General features: G+C 53.6%; 2 protein-coding genes. Both read left to right on the top strand.

All coding sequences use genetic code 11. From position 1 onward, the window contains the following. Positions 1-108: 108 nt before the first annotated feature. Positions 109-669 (top strand): cupin domain-containing protein, encoded by a 561-nt coding sequence (locus tag ACEW8P_RS23310; RefSeq protein ID WP_373515467.1) that lies wholly within the window; start codon positions 109-111, stop codon positions 667-669. A gap of 154 nt (positions 670-823) precedes the next feature. Then, a partial coding sequence (locus ACEW8P_RS23305) for a CHAT domain-containing protein (RefSeq protein WP_373515466.1) occupies positions 824-3,317 on the top strand: 2,494 nt, incomplete at its 3' end.

The raw sequence follows: 3,317 nt of genomic DNA, 5'->3' as shown, positions 1-3,317 counted from the left end.
AAAATTCGTAAAACTTTGAAAAAACAAATTTTTATCTTGCATCTCCAATTTCCTATTTCTGAGCGAATTGGTAATTGATGGTTTATCACCTTTAAAACCAGGCTGATTATGAAGCGTCGAAAATTTGTTCAGACTGGTATTTTTGCGGCCCCTTTGTCGATTGTTGGTCGACCCCAGGCGGCGGAAGATCGCGCCCCAAAAGGTTTCAAAATTGAATCGGGCGAAGGCCGCTATCATGGTCATATTCAATTGAAAGGTGTGAATGCCAATATTCTCGATGTCAAAATATCGGGGAAAGATACCAATGGTGATCTGGCTGTGTTTGAACAGACTTCTTTATCCCCCAAACGAGGAACGCCGTTGCATGTACATCCCAATCAGGATGAGATCTTTCAGGTTCAGGAAGGAGAATACCGCTTTTTGGTGGGCCGGGATCATCACCGACTCCAAGCCGGGGACAGTATTTTTCTGCCCCGAAAAGTACCCCATGCCTGGACTCAGATCAGCGAGAAAGGACGGATGACGGTGATCCTGCAGCCAGCCGGCAAGCTGGAGGAGTTCTTTGTGACGATGGCAGCTCTGGATAAGGAACCCACCAAAGAAGAAATTGCAAAAATTTTCGCCGATCACGATATGCAGGTAGTTGGTCCGCCGTTAAAGGTCGATTAGCAAATGGCAACGCGTGGGTCCCCACATATCGCGGTATTAAACCGTTTGATAAATGAAGCGAATGATCTGACCAATACCCATTATATTTAAGCCGACTGTCTTCCATGGACAACTCAGGTCAATTACATACCTGTTGGCTAATCTCTCCTTTTCCATGCAGGCTATTCTCAAAAATATCAACTACGGCACCATTACGGCGGGTGGCGACGTCCACATCGGTGATAAAATTTATATAGTTGAGCGGGATTTTCCGCATAGTATCCTGTTTCTCCGAATCGAGAAGGCGGGGGAGGAGTACGAAGCCATGCTTTCGGTGAAGGGACCGGATGATGCGTCGGTTCCACTCCTGCGAGAGAAGGTGAGGCTACCGATTGACGGTGATTTGTTTGAGCAGGTGGAAATCTTTCAGGATCATCGACGCGGGGCCGGGGAAGCCTTGCGGTTGGGGCGCGGGCTCGTTACGACACCCCAAACACTGGAAATCAGCCTGCCCACCGCCATTTATCAGTCGTTTTTTGTCGGGGAGATCGGCCTGGTCTGTACGGATTTTCTCAGCCTGCTTCAATCGGGTAAAATTCGCGATTTGCTCTTGGTTGTTTCAACGGAGGAGGAAGCAGTGCAAAACCTACCCTGGGAAATGGTGCTACCCTTGCTGACTAGTGTCGGGAGCAATGCGCTGCCCCGTGATAATTTTGGTCTGGTGCGCAGCCGGGAAAAAACCGTTCAGGCTTTCAATCGCCAAGGGCCTACCGCCGAGGCGGCTCCCATCAAACTCCTGTTTATTCCGGCCCTTCCCGAAAACCTCTCCGAGCGGAGCAAGATGCTGGAAATTGAAGAGGAGCAGAAGAAAATTATCGACGCGGTGCGCCGGTTAGAAGCCACCGGTAACGAGCGGCCTAAGTTGGTGATGGAAATCTTAGACTGCGCCAATCTGGACGAAATCAAAGCCGCCCTGGCTGCCCGAAGCCACGACATTGTGCACATCAGCGGCCACGGGCAGTTCGTGGAAACGGATAAAAAGGGCATCCTGATGATGGAGAACGAGGACGGCGACCAGCAGGAGGTGGCGGGCTACGAATTGGGGTTAGCGTTAAGAGCCTTCTCGTCTATCAAACTGGTGGTTCTGAGTGCCTGTGAAACGGCCGTGGGGGGTTCCGAAGGCAGTACCGCCGAGCAGACGGCGGCCGTGGGGGTACCCGCCGTGCTAGCCATGCGTTTTTCGGTAACCGATGCCGGAGCCCGACTTTTTACGGAAAAACTCTACGAGCGGCTGGCCTATGGCGACTCGCTGACCAAAGCCATGCACGACGCCCGGCTGGGGCTTTGGCAGGAGGCGCAGCACCGCCGGGCCAACGCCCCGCAGGCAGACATCCCCGGTGAGTGGTTCACCCCCGTGCTCTATCAGAATCAGGTCATTGGCCCGCTGACCAAACCCGAGCAGTATAACGTCGACACGCTGAACCGCTTCTATCCCAAACCCGATTTTTTACGGAACAAGTACACACGGTTGATCGGTGAAGGCTTTATCGGACGGAAGCGGCTGCTGATTCAGCTTCGGCAGCACTTGCGACAAGGCCGACACGTGTGCCTGCACGGCCTGGGTGGACTGGGCAAAACGACGACTGCCGAAGCCTTTGCCCACCACTACCGCCAACGATACGGCTACGAGGTGCTGCTGTTCAGTCGCGGAGCTAACATTCAGGAAGCCGTCATACTGGAGAAGATTTTTAGCCGGTGGAAAAGTCGGGCGCAACCTGCTGAAGACGTAGCCGCCGAGCTGAAAGCCCTATTGGACAGCCCTCATACAGAGCCGGAACAGAAATTGCAACTACTGCTGGATAATTGCCTGACTGGACGGCGGACGATTATCATTTTAGACAATTTTGAGGACGTGCAGACGGATGCCGACGGCGCCCAACAGCAAGCCATCGTGTCGGAAAACCTACGGGAATTTATCCGCTACCTCCTGCAAAATAGCCCGTCCGACTGCCACGTCCTGTTCACGACGCGCTACGCGATCACAGGTCTGGATGGGTTAGTGACTGACATAGAAATTGACAAATTGACCTACGCCGAGCAGTATCGGTACCTCAATTTCTCTCCTACGCTCCGCCAGATTCCGCTGGCCGAGCGGGATCTGCTCCATCGTCGGTTCGACGGACACCCCCGCGCCATGCAGTTTTTGGAGGGGCTACTGACCAAACACCCGGCTACCGACCTGCCCACGCTGGTTCAGCAGGCGGAGGGACAAATCTTTGAAAACTTACTGCTGGGCCGCATCTACGACCGGCTCACAGCGCACGAACGGGAGGTATTTACCGTGGCCTCTGTCTTTTCCAGCCGCAGCTCGCTGACGGCCCTCAGCGCGGTGCTACCCATAGAATCGGTTGCCCTGGCTCCCGTGTTGGAGGCTTTGCGTGACTGGTCACTTTGTTTTTGGGATGAGACGGCCAAGGTCTTTGAAGTACACGCCCTGACGCGAGAATGGATGCGCAAACAGGATCAGCCTACACTGGATCGGTTCAAAACGGTATCGCACCAGCTAGGGGTATTTTACCACGAACAATCCACTTGGGAGAATGACACTCTGGCAAAAGGCTATTTCGAGCAAGCCGAAGCCTGGGAGGAATACGCCACTATTGCTTTCA

The organism is Persicitalea sp. (genome assembly GCF_041751555.1).
Taxonomy (GTDB): Bacteria; Bacteroidota; Bacteroidia; order Cytophagales; family Spirosomataceae; genus Persicitalea.
Note: the sequence above shows the minus strand (reverse complement) of the source record. Positions and strands in the feature narration are given on the sequence as shown.